This is a genomic window from Streptomyces beijiangensis (assembly GCF_017315755.1).
GTDB lineage: Bacteria > Actinomycetota > Actinomycetes > Streptomycetales > Streptomycetaceae > Streptomyces > Streptomyces beijiangensis.
In genome coordinates this window covers 1-503 of record NZ_JAFLRJ010000928.1, presented here as the reverse complement: position 1 = coordinate 503, position 503 = coordinate 1, and the positions used below count along the sequence as shown (strand labels likewise).

Below are 503 nucleotides of genomic sequence, written 5' to 3'. Positions count from 1 at the left end.
TGGCCCGCGCGGGCCATGAGCAGGGCGAGGAGCAGGACCGCCGACAGCGCCCAGACCCACGGCAGCCCCGGAATGTGCACGGGGAGGGCGGCACCCGCGGTGGCCACGATCGCCGTGCCCATCACCGTGGCGTACCAGTTGGGGCCGAGGTGGCGCAGCGCCGCGGGGGCGGCCGCGTAGGGGCGGGTCCGAACGAGGGTGGTCATACAGCCAGGCTCCCGCCGCGCGCGCCCGCCCACCAGATCCCATGAACCTATGAGGGCATAAGCTCGGCTTATGAGCAGTCCGCTGTCCCACCGCGTCCCCGACCTCGCCGCCCTGGAGCTGCTCCTCGCCGTCGCCCGCCACGGCAGCCTCGGCAAGGCGGCCCGTGAACTCGGCATCTCCCAGCCGGCGGCCAGCGGCCGGATCCGCTCGATGGAGGCCAGGCTCGGTGTGGTCCTTCTGGAGCGCTCCCCGCGCGGCTCCCGCCTCACCGACGCGGGGGTCCTCGTCACCGACTG

The 503-nt window shown here is 74.4% G+C and carries 1 protein-coding gene and 1 pseudogene; one reads left to right on the top strand and one right to left on the bottom strand.

The features are described 5' to 3' along the window. Positions 1-206, bottom strand: a pseudogene (locus J0695_RS39910) (C4-dicarboxylate ABC transporter); the annotation flags it as partial. A gap of 70 nt (positions 207-276) precedes the next feature. On the opposite strand from J0695_RS39910, the gene J0695_RS39905 reads away from it, so the two are divergent. Then, positions 277-503 (top strand): helix-turn-helix domain-containing protein (locus J0695_RS39905; protein ID WP_206969720.1); only part of this gene is annotated, 227 nt, incomplete at its 3' end.